This window comes from Runella sp. R5_40, from assembly GCF_057652295.1.
The window spans coordinates 335,760-351,592 of the sequence record NZ_JBYFCH010000004.1; the positions used below are offsets into that span (position 1 = coordinate 335,760).

At 43.5% G+C, this 15,833-nt stretch carries 13 protein-coding genes; 3 read left to right on the forward strand and 10 right to left on the reverse strand.

Annotated features, from left to right (window positions below):
- Nucleotides 1-9: 9 nt before the first annotated feature.
- The 10 genes from AC23N5_RS10705 to AC23N5_RS10750 all read right to left on the reverse strand — a co-directional run bounded on the left by AC23N5_RS10705 (nucleotide 10) and on the right by AC23N5_RS10750 (nucleotide 11,614).
- Nucleotides 10-1,128 (reverse strand): alpha/beta hydrolase family protein, encoded by a 1,119-nt coding sequence (locus tag AC23N5_RS10705; RefSeq protein ID WP_487755558.1) that lies wholly within the window; start codon nucleotides 1,126-1,128, stop codon nucleotides 10-12.
- Between the two features lie 113 nt (nucleotides 1,129-1,241).
- Nucleotides 1,242-2,117 carry an amidohydrolase family protein gene (locus tag AC23N5_RS10710; protein WP_487755559.1) on the reverse strand — a complete coding sequence of 292 codons (876 nt, stop codon included), beginning with the start codon at nucleotides 2,115-2,117 and terminating at the stop codon, nucleotides 1,242-1,244.
- Nucleotides 2,118-2,145: 28 nt separating this feature from the next.
- On the reverse strand, nucleotides 2,146-3,282 hold the full coding sequence (locus tag AC23N5_RS10715) for an ATP-binding protein (RefSeq protein ID WP_487755560.1): 1,137 nt from the start codon (nucleotides 3,280-3,282) through the stop codon (nucleotides 2,146-2,148).
- 115 nt (nucleotides 3,283-3,397) lie between these two features.
- A complete protein-coding gene (locus AC23N5_RS10720; protein ID WP_487755561.1) occupies nucleotides 3,398-4,504 on the reverse strand; it encodes a 5-methyltetrahydropteroyltriglutamate--homocysteine S-methyltransferase in 1,107 nt (368 codons plus the stop codon).
- Between the two features lie 75 nt (nucleotides 4,505-4,579).
- On the reverse strand, nucleotides 4,580-5,347 hold the full coding sequence (locus tag AC23N5_RS10725) for a 3-hydroxyacyl-CoA dehydrogenase (protein WP_487755562.1): 768 nt from the start codon (nucleotides 5,345-5,347) through the stop codon (nucleotides 4,580-4,582).
- Nucleotides 5,348-5,387: 40 nt separating this feature from the next.
- The gene (locus AC23N5_RS10730; protein WP_487755563.1) at nucleotides 5,388-7,190 is read right to left on the reverse strand and encodes a feruloyl-CoA synthase; all 1,803 of its coding nucleotides are present in this window, start codon (nucleotides 7,188-7,190) and stop codon (nucleotides 5,388-5,390) included.
- Complete coding sequence (locus tag AC23N5_RS10735) at nucleotides 7,187-7,972, reverse strand: crotonase/enoyl-CoA hydratase family protein (protein WP_487755564.1); 786 nt, start codon at nucleotides 7,970-7,972, stop codon at nucleotides 7,187-7,189. Before AC23N5_RS10735 ends, AC23N5_RS10730 begins: the two co-directional genes overlap by 4 nt.
- Before the next feature lie 115 nt (nucleotides 7,973-8,087).
- Entirely contained in the window at nucleotides 8,088-8,702 is a 615-nt protein-coding gene (locus AC23N5_RS10740; RefSeq protein WP_487755565.1) for a response regulator, read from the reverse strand.
- Nucleotides 8,699-10,672: a tetratricopeptide repeat-containing sensor histidine kinase gene (locus AC23N5_RS10745; RefSeq protein WP_487755566.1), complete on the reverse strand. Its 1,974-nt coding sequence runs from the start codon at nucleotides 10,670-10,672 to the stop codon at nucleotides 8,699-8,701. Before AC23N5_RS10745 ends, AC23N5_RS10740 begins: the two co-directional genes overlap by 4 nt.
- A gap of 132 nt (nucleotides 10,673-10,804) precedes the next feature.
- Complete coding sequence (locus tag AC23N5_RS10750) at nucleotides 10,805-11,614, reverse strand: LuxR C-terminal-related transcriptional regulator (RefSeq protein ID WP_487755567.1); 810 nt, start codon at nucleotides 11,612-11,614, stop codon at nucleotides 10,805-10,807.
- 121 nt (nucleotides 11,615-11,735) lie between these two features.
- Here AC23N5_RS10750 and AC23N5_RS10755 point away from each other — a divergent pair, with 121 nt between their 5' ends.
- From AC23N5_RS10755 to AC23N5_RS10765, 3 genes are read left to right on the forward strand one after another with little or no spacing between them, the layout of a single operon-like run.
- Nucleotides 11,736-12,842, forward strand: a complete 1,107-nt coding sequence (locus tag AC23N5_RS10755; RefSeq protein ID WP_487755568.1) for an OmpA family protein — start codon at nucleotides 11,736-11,738, stop codon at nucleotides 12,840-12,842.
- Between the two features lie 14 nt (nucleotides 12,843-12,856).
- Complete coding sequence (locus AC23N5_RS10760) at nucleotides 12,857-13,771, forward strand: hypothetical protein (RefSeq protein WP_487755569.1); 915 nt, start codon at nucleotides 12,857-12,859, stop codon at nucleotides 13,769-13,771.
- Nucleotides 13,772-13,781: 10 nt separating this feature from the next.
- Nucleotides 13,782-15,815 carry a tetratricopeptide repeat protein gene (locus tag AC23N5_RS10765; protein ID WP_487755570.1) on the forward strand — a complete coding sequence of 678 codons (2,034 nt, stop codon included), beginning with the start codon at nucleotides 13,782-13,784 and terminating at the stop codon, nucleotides 15,813-15,815.
- The last annotated feature ends 18 nt before the right edge of the window (nucleotides 15,816-15,833 follow it).

The window sequence follows — 15,833 nt, forward strand, 5'->3', positions numbered from 1 at the left end:
CAAATAACGCTACTCCACAAAGCCCGCTTTGGCTTTTTGGCCCGATTTCACCCAAGCTCTTAACTCATCAAACGCTTGCCCCGTTTGCTTGTCAGTAAAATTACAATGGCCTTGTCCATTGGTATATTTTACGGTAAAATAAGCCTGTTTTCCCTGTTTTTGAAGCATGTTTTCATAACTCACAATGGCCAAATCGGCAGGAATCAACTGGTCGTACATGGTATGCAACGCCAACGCAGGTTTGTTGATGTTGCCCGTGCGGTCGTATTTATCAAATAACGTATTCTGACTAACGGTAGCTGCTAATCGTTCAGCTTTTTGATTGACTTCTAGTGCATTAGAAAAACGGCCATAAACGGTATTGGTATTGTCGTACGGATTTCCGCCTGCTTTTTGAGCAACGTCCCGCAAAACTCCCTCACCAAATGCCAACGCAAAGGCAAGGTCGTCGGGCTTCATGTCAAAGTGTTTGGCAAATTCCACGGCAAGTAATGAATCCTTAGCAAAAATGGCTTTTTTCATGATGGCTGCTTTTCGAAATGCCGCAAACATGGGCATAGGCTCCTTAGATTTTGAGACATCAAAAATCTCGTGCAATGAGGTCGCAATGCCAGGAAAAAGGCCGTTGAACGTCGCAAACATATCAAACTCCTTGCGGGTTTGGAGGTAAATTCTTCCCGCCAACGGGCACATGGGCAACCCGCCTTGGTAGTTTTGACCAAAATTTTCGAGGGTCGCTAACGTAATTCCTCCTCCCATCGAATGCCCCGCCATAAAGGTGGAATCAGGTTGTCCGTACGTTTTGACAAAATACTGGCGCAAAGCTTCGGTATCGTCCACTCCTTGCACCAACGCCAACCCCTGAATTTTATAATCCGAAGCAGCTACGGCATAGCCCCGTTCCAAAAAAGGAGTCATTCGCTTGAGCCAAGCAGGGTCTTGACTTTGGCGCGGCTTTGAACCCATAAATTCGTAGCCGTGGGCGTACATGACGAGTTTTCCTTTCCAATTTTCGGGAAAAAGAATGCGGTAGCGCGCCCCGTCAATGGCGCCTGAGTCGATTTTGGAGACGTTTTGGGCCCCTAACACTCCAGATAGAAGTAGTAAAGGCAGGAATAGTTTTTTCATTTGGCAAGTACTTTTTGGGACACGGAGTAGCACTGAGTTTTTCACAAAGTTTCTCAAAGCTCCATCTCTTCTGTGGAACTCCGTGTCAAACTTTGTGCTACTCTGTGTCCTGTTTATTTGATTGGTTTCAACCCCAACATTTTAATCGCATTTTCTTTCAAAATCAGCGGCTTTACTTCTTCTTTAAAACCCGCTTCTGCAAAGTCTTTCATCCACCGTTCGGGCGTAATCAACGGAAAATCTGTTCCGAACAACATTCGGTCTTTCAATAACGTATTGGCGTACTGAATGAGTTGTTTGGGGAAATATTTGGGCGACCAACCGCTCAAGTCGATATACACATTGGGTTTGTGCATGGCTACCGACAAGGCTTCGTCTTGCCAAGGCCAGCTCGGATGGGCAATGATAATGGGACAATCAGGAAAATCAATGGCCACGTCGTCGAGGTGCATGGGGTTTGAATATTCTAATCGAAGCCCGCCGCCTCCACGCACGCCACTCCCAAACCCCGAATGACCGCTGTGAAAAAGCATGGGGAGTTTGTATTCGGCAATCACTTCGTACAAATGGTACGCCATTTTATCTTGGGGATAAAAGCCCTGCACTGTTGGGTGAAATTTGAAGCCTTTAACCCCGTAATTTTCAATTAAATCTCGGGCTTCGCGAGCACCCATACGCCCTTTGTGCGGGTCGATACTCGCAAAAGCAATCATCACATCATCGTTTTTGAGCGCGGCTTCTGCTACCTCAACATTGGGAATCCGACGTTTTCCAACATTGTGTTCGGAATCAACCGTAAACATCACCAACGCTAAATTATTATCCCGATAAAAATCAGCCGTTTCCTGAATCGTCGGACGTTTATCGGACTTAAAATACTTCGCAAATGCCTCGTCCAATTCTGGTCGGTAATCGTCGTGTGGTTGGCAACACGACACTTCGGCGTGCGTATGTACGTCGATGGCTATTACTTTTTCGATGTCTATCATATTGTCTTGCAGGCCCCAATAGGGGATTTTATTGGGTTAATTCTATCAAAAACTCCTCATAATTTTGAGGATGTACCAGTTTTAGACTGGATTCTGGATAAGCATCGGTGAATGTTTTTGGAAACTTTACCCTTGTTTGAGGATTCCATTTAAACTCAAATGCTTCAATGCTACCATCGCGTTCTTCCAAATAATCAATCTCTTGTTGCTGAGTTGTTCTCCAAAAAAATCGACTACCATACATTTGGGCATATTTGACCATTTTCAGTCGCTCCGCAATCAAGTAATTTTCCCATAATGCGCCAGTATCCGTTCTCAATCCGATAGCTCTGAAATTATTAATAATTGCATTCCGAACACCATTGTCGTAAAAATAGATTTTGCGCGATTTTTTAAGTTCATTCCTCACATTACGACTAAAAGCATTGAGTCGGAAAATCACAAAAGCTTGCTCTAATAAGTCAATGTATTTTTCTACCGTATTTTTATCTGCCCCCACCAATTGCCCTATTTCATTATACGAAACTTCGCTTCCTAACTGCAAGGCCAAAGCTGTTAAAATTTTGCTTAACAACGATGACTTTTTTATTCCTTCATACAAAAACAAATCTTTGTACAAATAACTGTCTGTCAACAACGTAAGCACCTCTTTTTCATTCCCGACCTGATTGATAATTTCAGGATAGGTGCCATACACAAGCCTACTTTCGAGTAATCTTTTTTCGATTAATAAACCTTGATGTTGCACCAGTTCCCCAAAAGATAATGGGTATAAGTAAAACTCATATTTACGACCCGTCAGTGGTTCATTTAGTTTGTTAGCAAGTTCAAATGCGGACGAACCTGTCGCTATTATTTGTACTTCTGGAAAATTATCGACTGCCAGTTTTAAGGTCAGACCAATATTTTCAATCCGTTGTGCCTCATCAATAACCACTATTTTAGCCTGACCAATCAAATTTTTAAATTGGGTGGAAGTGGTATTTCCCAAAGCCAAACGCACATCAGGTTCATCGCCACTCAGCCAACTTACAGGAAGACCTACTTCAGCTGCAATTTTTTTTACTAAAGTCGTCTTACCTACTTGTCTTGGGCCAAAAATTAAAATCGCTTTTCCTTTAAAAAGCCTTGCTTTGACTTTTGTTTCAATGGCTCTATTTATCATAATTTTCGATTTGATTCACGAATTTATATAATATTTTGTGAACCAAATCTAAAATTACGATAAAATTATCCGTCAATTCAAATTGAGAAATAATGTTTTACCTCTCTACCGCTCTCTACGCCGTCCCCCACACTTTGATGGCAGTGTTTACGACCAGTTCCATTTTACGCCATTGGTCGTCGTGGGTCATGTCGTTGCCGTGGTGGGTCGATGAAAAACCACACTGTGGACTCACGCACATCTGCTCCAACGGCATGTATTGCGCTGCCTCGTCGATGCGTTTGGCAAGGTCATCAATGCTTTCCAAGGCTTTTACTTTGGAAGAAATGATGCCGAGCACCACCATTTTATCTTTGGGAACAAAACGCAACGGGGCAAAATCGCCCGAACGCTCGTCGTCGTACTCCAAGAAATAGGCGTCCACGTTGATACTATTAAATAAAATATCGGCCACAGGCTCATAGCCTCCTTCGGCAAACCATGTACTACGATAATTACCACGGCAAAGGTGAATCCCAACGGTGAGGTCTTTGGGTCGGTCATCAATCACCGAATTAATCAAAGCGGCATAGGTTCGCGGTAGTTCGTTCGGGTCTTCGCCACGTTCGACGGCCGCTGCCCGCATTTTGGGGTCGCAGAGGTAAGCCAAGTTTGTATCATCCAACTGCAAATACCTCAAACCTGCTTTGTACAAATGGTCGATTTCTTGGCGATAGGCCACTGACAAATCATGGAAGAATTCGTCCATATCTGGATACGAATTGATGTCTATCGACTTGCGTCCACCGCGAAAATGCACCATCGTTGGTGAAGGGATGGATACTTTTGGCGTCTGACTTACGACCGATTTGAGGTAGTTAAAATCCGCCACTTGGATGTCTCTAACGTGCTTCAATTTACCCGTGACACTCAACTTTGGCGGGGTAAAACCATCTTCGGCTACTTTGGCGTTTGGATTGGCTTCAATTCCACCCGTTACAGTAACACCGTCTAGTTCTTTCAAAAAATCGAGGTGAAAATAATCCCGACGAAATTCGCCATCGGTGATGGCTTTCATCCCCGTCTCTTCCAATTTTTTTACGGTTTCGGCAATCCCTGCATCTTCAATAGCACGGAGTTCTTCGGCCGAGATTTCGCCTTTTTTCCACTTTAAGCGGTTTTCTTTTACTGCTGGCGTACGCAACAAACTACCGACGTGGTCGGCTCTGAAAGGAGGGTTCATAGTAGTAAAGCCCCCCGCCCCCAATGGGGGAGTTTTTTGTTGAAAATAGCCCCCGTTGGGGGAAGGGGGGGCTTGTTATTTCGCTGCCATACGAATGGCACCGTCGAGGCGAATCACCTCTCCGTTAAGCATTTGATTTTCAATAATGTGTTTTGCCAAAGCCGCATACTCGTGCGGCTGTCCCAACCGCGACGGGAACGGCACTTGTTGCCCCAATGAAGCTTTTACATCGTCGGGCATTCCCATCAACAGTGGCGTTTCAAAAATTCCTGGCGCAATGGTCATCACGCGAATGCCCATTTTGGCAAACTCACGGGCAATGGGCAAGGTCATTCCGACAATGCCACCCTTGGAAGCCGAATACGCTGCTTGCCCGATTTGCCCATCGAAAGCAGCGACGGAAGCCGTATTGATAATGACTCCCCGCTCGCCGCTTTCGCCAGGTTCGTTTTGTTGCATCGCCGCCGCTGCCAATCGGATGACATTGAAGGTGCCAACTAGGTTGATTTGAATAACTTTTGAAAATAGATCAAGTGTATGTGGTCCGTTTTTTCCTACGACCCGCTGGGCTGGACCAATCCCCGCGCAGTTCGCTACTCCATTAATACTTCCGAAAGTCGTGATGGCCAATTCAATAGCCACTTGTACTTGTTCTTCGTTGCTGACGTCCGTTTTCACAAAGCGAGCACTGACACCTAGTTGTTCTTCAGCTTTTTGTCCTGCTTCCTCATTTACGTCGAGTAATACGACATTTCCGCCATTTTCGACAATCATTTTGGCCGTTGCCAGTCCAAGCCCCGAAGCACCACCTGTTACGAGAAAAGTTTTTTGTTGTATGTTCATAGCTCCCTGCCCCAATGGGGGAATTTAAAGTTAAAAGCCCCTAAAGGCCGTACAATTTTTCCACCAAGTTAGCTCTATATTTCAAAACTGCACGCTGATTCAGCGAGCCTTTATCCGTAATTTCTCCTAAATCAATGGAAGGTGGTTCTAGCGCAACAATGTATTTTGCCACCCGACTTGCACTTCCAGTTGCCTGATTTTCAAGTTGTACCAGCATTTCATCCAAGTAGTTTATCACTTTAAAATGTGTAAACACCTTTTCGTGGCTCGTTTCGGATTCTAAACCTGCATGAACTCGGCAGGCTTCGACGTTTAAGAACAAAATCGCCCCTACGTACTCTTTGTCCAACCCTGTCAGAACCACGTCCTGAACAATAGGCGAGCCTGCCGTCAACACCTTTGCTTTTAAGACACCCACATTCACCCACGTTCCCGTCGAGAGCTTGAAATCTTCGGCGATGCGTCCGTCAAAAATGAGTCCTTTATCGGGATTATTTTCGTCTAAAAATTTGACGGCATCCCCCGTTTTGTAATACCCCTCTTCGTCAAAAGACTTCGCTGTCACTTCGGGATTTCGCCAATATCCTGGCGTTACGTTGGGGGCTTTGTAGCGAGCCTCTAGTTTGTCGCCATCGGGTACTAATTTCACTTTCATCCCTGCGACGGGTACGCCCAACAAGCCCGAGAAACTTCCTCCCCAATTGGCAAACATCGCCGAAGGCCCCGATTCGGTACAGCCCAATCCCGTAATGATGGGTACTTTTTCCCCCGTAGTTTCTGTAGCCAATTCCTCCCAACGGTTCCAAACAGGCTGTGCCAGCGAAGCCCCCGCATAAAACAGAATTTGTAACTCCTTAAAAAAGGTCTCTCGAAGCTGAGGCTCACGGTCAAAATACGGAATCAACATTTCAAACCCTTTTGGCACGTTGAAATAGGCCGTTGGGGAAATTTCCCGAAGGTTTTTAACCGTGGTTTCGATACCCTGGGGCGTTGGTTTTCCATCGTCGATATACAGCGTCCCTCCGTTGTAGAGAGCCAATCCAAAATTATGATTTCCTCCAAACGTATGGTTCCACGGTAGCCAATCAATAAACACGGGCGGTTCGGTTTTCAAAAAAGGAAATGCCTGCGTTATCTGCTGCAAATTGGCGCACCACATTCGTTGGGTATTAATCACCCCTTTGGGCAAGCCCGTTGACCCTGAGGTAAAAAGCACTTTAGCTACAGTATCAGCATTTACCTTTTCAAAAGCTTCCTCAACTTGAGAAGTTGGTTCAATGTAAAGCATCTGTGCAAAATCAACTCCTTTACTCCCATCGACTGTCACAAAAGTAGCCTCAGAAAAAAGAGACTCTGCCAACTCCAAAGCCTTGGCATAAATTCGTCCGTTTTGAGCAAAAATCAGCCCTGGGGTCATCAATTCGAGCGTATGACGGAGTTTTCCCAAATCATCCGACACCAACGAATAAGGGGGAGAAATTGGCGAATAAGGAATTCCTATATGGACGGCTGCTAAGGCCAAAAGTGCATGTTCAAGGCTATTTTCGGACAAAATCACCAAGGTTTTTTCTTCCGAAAGTTTTAAATTCAGTAAGTACTGCGCTATTCGCTCCACTTTTTGGAGGGTTTCGGCATAGGTCAATTTTACCCAAATTCTGTCTTCGTTTCGCCTTGCGATGAAGACCGACTCAGGTTTTTCCATCGCCCAATAGCGCAATTTCTCCGTTAGTTTTACAGGATATTCTTCTAAGGGTGCCAAAAGTTCAAACTCAATTGTGCCGTCTGGATGAACGTTTTTTTGAGTTTGAGTAGGGCCAAAATGAACGTTTTTGAAAAGCATCATTCCCCCACTTTTTTAGCTCGTCCTTCCAAAAAATCACGCAATCTTTCTTTGGCTTCGGGGGCACTTTGGGCAATGGCAGCCATTAGTGATTCCATCAGCAGCCCTTGTTCTGGCGAAGCATCCACAATTCTTGGCAGCACCTGTACCAAGGCAAAATTGGTCATTCCTGCGTTGGAAGCGACTTTTTCTGCCAGTTCAAGGGCTTTTTCTAGGCTTTTTCCTGTTTCTACTAAATATTGAGCAAGTCCAATTCGCTCGCCTTCCTCGGCTTTATACACCCGCCCTGTGAGCATCATGTCGGTCATACGTGCCAATCCAATCAGTTTGGGTACACGCACCGACGCCCCTCCCCCAACAAATATCCCCCGCTGTCCCTCAGGCAAGGCATACATGGTTGTAGCATCCGCAACTCTAATATGACAAGCACTCGCAAGTTCCAAGCCTCCGCCTACCACGGCACCGTGCAAGGCTGCAATCACGGGCACTCGGCCATACTGCACCTTGTCCAACACCCGATGCCACATACGGGAATGATACACTCCTTCTGAAGCATTTCTTTCTGTTAATTCGGATAAATCAAGCCCTGCGGAAAAATGTTTCCCTTCGCCATAAATAACCATGCACCGAATGGAAGCAGGTAACGCATCCATTACTTTTTCTAAGTCTAGCAGCAGGGCATCGTTGAAAGCATTGCGTTTTTCGGGTCGGTTGAGTCCTACCAAAAGGGTGCTTTCGAGTACGGTTATTTTAAGAAATTCTGAGGGAGATGGGAAGTCAATCATTATTCCATTTTGAATTGATTTATTTCAACACAAAATTGAATAATAAAAAGAAGTTAAAATAGGAAAAATGTGGGCATTAGTACGCAATATCAATCATTTTTTTTTGCAAAAAAACTCATATCAGCTTTTCAGTAATCGCAAATTTTATCAATTGAGCCGTGTTTTGCACATCGTACTTGGAAAGCATGTTTTTTCGGTGGCTATTCACCGTACTAACATCAACAAACAGCAATTCAGCTATTTGCTGATTTGTTAACCCATCCGCAATTTTGATTAATATCTCTTTTTCTCGACGAGTCAGCGCAGGAATTTTTCGTTCATCAGGTTTTTTGAGGGTATTCGAAGCGGATACACTAAAATAGGTTTTCCGTTGAAGGACAGTTTTTACGGCATCGACAATTTCATATTTGGCTGCGTCTTTCAAAATATAGCCACTAGCTCCGTTTTCCATCATTTTCTTAATGATTCCTTTCTCATTATTAATGCTCAGCGCAATGATATAAATCCGTGGGTATTTTTCTTTAACCATTTTACAAAGGTCAATACCGTTAACGTCAGGTAAATTAATATCCATCACAATGACATTAGGCTGGTGAAATGGCAATCTCGCCAGTAAATCGTTACCCAGTTCAAAACTTTGGGTGCAATTCATCCCACTTTCTTTTTCGAAAATGGCTTTGATACCTTCTGTAACCAATGGATGGTCTTCTACCAAATATATTTCAATCATTTCGTCAACGGTATTTCAATATAATACGAACAACCACTACCCAAGCCCGTTTGCAAATCAACTTTTCCTTTCAAGTAGTCGATTCGATTGTACAGATTTTGTACACCCATGCTTGGTTGTTTATTTACTTGTTGCGGTTCAAACCCAACACCATCGTCCTCAATCGTAATATTAATTTGATTGTCCTTTACCATTACCTGCACCAAAGCCTCCTTGGCATTTGAATGCCGTATGATATTGGTTGTTAGCTCTTGAATCACCCTAAATATCGTCGTTTTGTAGATATTTTCGAGCTCCACATCCTCTAACCCAAAGCTTTGGTACGTAAAATTGATTTCTGAGTTTTCGTCCAAGGTTTGAATGTAATTTTTTAGGGCGTCTTCTAACCCCAATTTCGCCAAGCTCTCAGGCATCATATTGTGCGAAACACGGCGCAATTCTGCTAGCGATTCGTCGAGTAGATTCATACTACGCTCAAAGGCCAAAGCATGTTCATGTTGTAAAATGAATGACTGTTTCATGTTTTGAAATGAATATTTTACGCTTGATAATATTCCACCCAAGCCATCGTGTAAGTCTTTTGCCAAGCGACTTCGTTCTTCGTCTTGCCCTTGCAAAACTGCTCGGCTGGCCATAAGCTGCTTTTCGTTTTCGAGTTGCTTGAGCTTTTGTTCGTGCAGGATTTGTTCCTGCTTGCGAATACGATTACGGTTTTGCATCCAAAGCCAAAAGAAAATCAGCGCTACCGAAAGCAAAATGACAGAAAAAATAAGGAGGCTAATCTGTCGTTTTTTGTTTAGGTTTTCTATCGAAAGTTGCTGAATCGACCTCTCCTTTTTATCGGTTTCATATTTGGTTTCGAGCTCTTTGGTGGTTTTTAAAATGTTTTTGTTGAAGCTTACTTCTCGAAGTGAATCCGACAAATTATTGAATTTTTCGGCTAAAATAGGGTCGTTTTTATAGGCTAAAATCACTTTTGCATAGTGAGTATAATACTGCTGTAAGTGCTCCGTGTTTTGCAGTTTCTCTGCTTTTATTACGGCTTCATTAATATAATTATACGATTTTGGGTAGTTTCGATTGAAATAGTACGCCACCGAAAGCCAATAATCTGCCAAAGTAGTTCGCTCAGCAGATTGCAGTTGAGGATTCAGTTTTGCCAGTTCCTGAGCATGATTCAGCAATTTTTCGTAGTGCTTCCTTTCTACGTCATGATTGCATTGATTTTGCAAGGCATCTGCCATATCAACAACATCATTTAGTTTTCGAGCCAAAGCAATGATTTGATTATTGACCTTTTCGGCCTCATTTCTTCGTTTTAGTTTCCACAAAATATTTTCTTTATTGACCAAATGGCTCAAATAATACCCATCTTCCAATTTTTTACTGATTTCAACCGCTCGATTGATGTAACTTAATGCTCTTTCTTGTTTATCTGTTTGTGTAAAAACATTGGCTAAATCGCTGTACACATTGGCCATTTTCAAACTGTCTTGAAATCCCTCAAATATGGGTAAAGCTTTGAAATAATACGTGGCGGCCGAATCGAGCCGTTGCATTTCTTGGAATGTGTTCCCCATGTTTTCGTACATTATCCCCTCGCGCATACGGTCTTTACGGTCGATACTCAGCTTCACTCCTTCACGCAGAAGCAACATGGTTTGGTCGTATTTGCCTTCTATATTGAGCAACTCGCCTTCACTCGAAAAGTACCGAATGATTCCTCTCAAATAATCCAGTTTTTTACTCAACTCATAGGCATCTTTATAATATTGGCGAGCGGTTTTGATGTCGTTGTAAGCATACTCGTCGCCAATTTTATTGAGCAAACGTACTTTATTGGTATCGGGCTTCGACGTTTTCAACTTCCCCAAAAGGGGCTGTAAATCACCCGTTTGGGCATTTGCTATATTATGAAACAAAATCAAAGCCAGTAAAACTCTGTGTAAATCCGACAAAATCTGTTTCATCTGTGTGCAAATTATGTTGCTCAAAATTAGGCATTACCTACCAAACAAAATTCCCCCTTTTGGTGGAGAAAAAACATTTTTTCACCCACTACTTTTGGAACATCAACACATCCCCAAATTCCATCAATTATGTTACTCAAACCAGCCCATTGTTAATGCTTTAGCGGTCAGTTCGGCCATGTTTTTGACCTCACATTTGACAAACATATTGGTGCGGTGGTGCTTGACCGTATTTTCACTGATACCAAGCTCGGCCGCAATTACTTTAATACTTTTTCCTTGGGCAATCAGCTCAAGTACCCGTTTTTCGGAAGGGCTAATGGGAAGTGATTGGGTTTTACGAATAATCCCTTCGTGTATGGGAATATTTTTCATGTGTTCCGGATTATTCGTGTCGAGTAGAAAAAAACGAAGTTTGGGGATTGGGTCCAGGTGAGAGATGTCGGTAATGAGGTCAAATTGAAAGACACCGTTGCCCAAGTTATCAAAAAACAACGTGGAGCTTTGTTGAAGCGCATGAAATGAAGTACCGTTTTTACGCAAAAACTGATACGTATGCGACGATTTAACATTTTTACGGTAATCGACGGGTTGCGAATAAAAATAGTGCCAAAAAAGCTCGGCCGATTGAACCGTTGCCATGAGTTGCTCGGGGGTAGTGAAGCGAGCTGCCTGAATAAAGGAAGCGTTGGTAAGTTCGTCTTTTGAATAGCCCGTCATTTGCTCAATGGCTCCTCCGACTTTCACCCATTTGGCGCTTTTCATGTCCGAAATAAACCAACAATATGGCCCTACGGCATAGATGCGCTCGATAGTTTCGGTAAATGAAAATTGGTCGATGTACGAATCCAACCCCGAATCTCTCGGCAAATATTCATAAAAGCTTTTCAGCTTTTTATAAATCTGTTTAATCTCATTTCGAAACCGTAGCAAATCGCTCATAGTCAAGGTGTTTTTACGAAATATAGGCATTTTCGAGCAATTCAATAGCACAAATGTGCCATTGACAGGCGCAAGGGCTTTTCCTAGTTTTAGAACGTCGTTTAAACCTACTTTTAAAACAATGAAAAAAAACCTTCTTTTTGCACTTTTCCTTGGTTACAGCCCATTATTTGCCCAAGTTTCGGAAAAATCGTACGCAAAATTTGACTTTGTCCCAGGGGATAAGGTATTGTTTGAAGACAACTTTACGGGCGAAAGTTCTGACGAAATTCCATCGCATTGGATGATTAGCAGTGGGAAAATCGAAATCGCCAAAATTAATGGCGAATTGGTCATGGGTTTCTTGGATGCTTCCCCCAAAGCTTATCCTCGCATGGCCAAAAATAAAAACCTTATCGGTACCAGCCGATTCACTGTCGAGTTTGATTATTTGTGGCGGCACAACACCAAACCTTTTGCACAAGCCATCGGCGACGGCAACAGCGGTGGCGACAAATTACTGATTCAATTTGCTACCGACAAAGAATGGGACAGCGTACGAGAAAAACTCGGCGACTTTGAAGAAAGCATTTACCTCTATTCCATTGGTAATGTTGAGTTTAAATCTTTCAAAGGGCAATACAAGGGTGGCAAAAAAATAGCAGACAGCGAATATATTTACGAAGACCTCTGCGACAAATGGGTGCACGTTTCGATGGCAGTTACCGAAAAATCATTGAAGGTCTATCTAAACAGCGAACGCGTTTTGAACGCCCCTATCGAAAGTGGACAAGCCTTTAACATCGAGATAGTGGCCGATGGAAGTACGTACGAAATGAGTTCGCAGTTGTTCTTGAAAAATTTTCGCATTGCTGCTGGAGGCATTGACCCCTATAAAACACTAACGACCGATGGTAAATTTATCGCACGGGGCATCCATTTTGACGTTGCCAAGGCGACCATCAAACCCGAAAGCATGGGAACGCTCAATACGATGGTCGCGATGATGAAAGAACACCCCGAATTAAAATTTGAAATTGGTGGGCATACCGATGCCGATGGCAACGAAGCGGCCAATCTAAAACTATCCCAAGAAAGAGCTGATGCCGTGAAAGAAAAACTGGTTTCGCTCGGAGCAGATGGCACCAAACTTACCACCAAAGGTTACGGCAAAACCAAGCCCATTAGTGACAATACTACTTTTGAGGGAAAAGCCGAAAATCGTCGCGTAGAATTTGTAAAACTCTAAAAATCCCCCTAATCATGAAAAAACTCACTTATACAGTCATCATTTTAGTCACTTTTTCCGCCTTTCGTTTTTGGGATGATTTAGCAAAATATAAAGTCAACACGCCCGAATTTAAAGAAAAAATTGTGGAGCTTGCTGCCATGAATACCTTTCCCAGTTTTCAATTTTACATTCCAAAAGAAGTGAAAGACCTTGGCAGTAAATTGCCCGCTGCCGAACAAGCCGCCATGGCCCGTGCCGTAGGAACGTTTGCCAAAACGTACGTCAACTCCTCGGCTTTTGTCGCTGATTTAGGAAAAAGTTTGGATGCTCAAAAACAAGGTACCGACCCTAATTCGCCCGAACTAAAAGAATTCTATGCCGAAAAATACAACGAATCGCTCAGCGAAATCACCGAGACGATCAAGGCTGGAATACTCAACGACGAGTATTTTAAAGGACAACAACAGATGCTGGATGGACTAAAACCTGTCTTAGAAAAACCCAATCCGTACGGTGACACCCCCGAAGGAAAAGCCACTTACACCGCCGAAATGAAGGGCATTAAACAAATGGTGGGAGATTTGGAAGCCATGCTGGCGATTAAACCGTTGTTTCAAACCAACAAAACAGAGTTTGCCAAAAAGTATGCCACCATCCGAGCCAAATCAGAGGTCAATCAGCGCATTGGTACTATTGTAGAAAAAAATGCCGAAATCGACGGCAAGAAAAATTACAAAGCAAACATCAAAGCACAGCTTCAGCAGTTTTTGGATGAATCGACCGACGTTGATTTTGAGGCGAAGGTTGAACAAAAAAATGGTCGTAGTGAATTCGTAAACGACGACTATCGCCGCAAATCTTCTATCTGGAAACAGTGCTTTCGTATGGGTAAACCTGCGACTATGGAATTGCGTAAAATAGCCGAAGGTTGGCTCAAGGAACTATAAGGCACTCATTATGAAAACTTTATTCGTATTTTATCTAACCTTAATTGGAGTAAGTGTACAAGCACAATACGTGTGGGATGCGGTCAAAGATTCCGAAGAACGCCCGCTCAAAGAAAATAGCAGCTTGCATTATGACCAAATCAAAACCCCTACGGAGGAGGTTCTCACCAAATTGCTTTTCCAATCTAAAGGGATTGCTGTGGCGTTTTTAGATAAAAAAAATAGGAATTTTAGAATAGAGCTAGACCGAAACATCAGTAGCGCCAATGGCAGTGAGTTAACCGATTTAGCCACTCTTTTTTTCTTGAAAGGAAGTTCGTATGCCGCCGTTTACTTGTATGCAATGGCTGCCGAAAGAAACCGAATTGACACGACTATTTACCGCAATTTAGGCGTATGCCTCAAGAACATCGACGCCTATTTATTGTCGTACAAAATTTTGTTATATACCCGAAAACAAACACCTCAAAACCCTACATTACTGGCTAACCTCGGTTGGGTTGCTACTTCGGTAGGGGATTTTACAACGGGGAAAAAACACTTTGAAAATGCACTGTTAGTCGCGCCCAACCTCTACCATGCGATGAATGGTTTAGCGACGATTGCCGAAGCACGAGGCCAAAATACAGAAGCAGACCGCTGGCGTAAACTGGCTTGGTCTAAAAAAATGACATTTGCAGGTGCCATACAAAAAAAGGATGATCAGGCTAAAAAAATAGCGAAAGTCAACCAAAACGAAGGAATGAACGAAAGCACAACTTTACCCGCCGTAAACGACGTGCTTCCCCTCATAGATTACGAAGAGCGGCCTTTTGGAGGAAACGCCGCCAGTGGGCTTCATTTTCCTGAACCTCCCGCCGAATACAGTAGTAACTTGCTCAAAACGATGCAAAACGAACGGATTATTGAAGACTTTCACACTTCGTTAGTGGACGAAAATCACCAACGAATTGAGCGCGTGATGGCTTCGTTGAGTACCCTCGAAACGCAATGGCAAGAACAAGCCAAAGTAAAAGTAACTGATAATCATATCGTTGTCCCTTACCCTTATACCAAAGAGCTGGCAGCCCTTGACTATTATGAACAGCTCTTTAGCAATCGTTCCATTGCCTTCACGCGCCGTTTTAACAACGAAACAAAGGGGTCTTACTTGCAAATGAACGAAAAGTTTATGGCTGCCAAACGAGCTTACGAAACCAGTGCCCAAAAGTGCGGCGATAATGAAGGCTGCCAAGAGCAAGAGCGTAATAAGTACTGTCAAAATGTTCAAAAGTTGTTGAACAATCACCACCAGTATTTTTATTCAGCATGGCTGAGTTTGTATAAAAACACTACCAACGACATAAGGTCGTACGAGTCCAAAACCGACCGATACTTGATGGCACTCAAAAACCCCCAGCTCCATCAGTTGGCCAATACGCGCCGCAAAGAAGCCGCCCAACTGATGTACCAATATGGGTTGGCCCATGCCAGTTGGGCTACGTGGGCAAGCAATGCCGCCAATACATTTTGCGAAGTAGAAGAGAAAATTGAGGAGGACTCAGTCATTACGGAACAAGTACAACGATTGATGAGAACTCACAAGCTCGAACTTTGGGAAGATGACGACGAATGCCCCCTGCCTACGTGGAATATCGACGCGGGAGTGATAGAATCGGAAGCGAATTGCGAAAAAATCAACTTTTCAATCAATACCCCCAGCCCAGGGGTCAAAGGAACGCTCGGGTTAGAGCTAACGTGGGGAGACGATTGGGGCGAAGATGAACTCGAATTACAAGCGGGACTAAAAGCTGAAAAAGAAGTAGGTGGCTTGAGCGTAGGTGGAAAGGTCGTCGAATTTATCACCATCACTGGCAATAAAGGGATTGTGGATGCAGGTTTAAAGGGGGAAGCTACGGCTTCATTGTCGGGAAAAATTTCGACTAACGGCGGTGATTTGGGCTTAAAAAGCGAGGGGAAAATTGAATTTGGCATCTCTGCCGCCAAAGGAATTGCCCCACTCACACCTTCACAGGCCTGGAAATTTACCCCAGGAGTTGATTGACATTTATTTATTTTCAAT